The 302-nt window shown below is 45.0% G+C and carries 1 pseudogene; it reads left to right on the plus strand.

Annotated features, from left to right (window positions below):
- Positions 1 to 302 (plus strand): annotated as a pseudogene (locus tag ACO0KY_RS19685) (IS3 family transposase); the annotation flags it as partial.

Consider the following 302-nt stretch of genomic DNA (forward strand, 5'->3'; position numbering starts at 1 on the left):
TCATTGCAGTTTTGCAGGAATTGGCAGAACGTTTTCCGGAACGGGGATTTGGCAAGTATTTTCAGTTAATAAGGCGACGTGGCCACACCTGGAATCATAAGAGAGTTTATCGCGTTTATTGTGGACTAAAGATGAACCGGCGACGCATTGGTAAAAAGCGACTTCCAACAAGAGACCCGCAGCCATTGGCAGTACCTGGGGAAATCAACAAGAGTTGGTCAATTGATTTTATGAGTGACGCGTTATGGTGTGGCAGGCGTTTTCGTACGTTTAATGTGGTCGATGATTTTAATCGGGAAGTA

The sequence above is a fragment of the Undibacterium sp. Dicai25W genome (genome assembly GCF_049340505.1).
Taxonomy (GTDB): domain Bacteria; phylum Pseudomonadota; class Gammaproteobacteria; order Burkholderiales; family Burkholderiaceae_D; genus Undibacterium; species Undibacterium jejuense.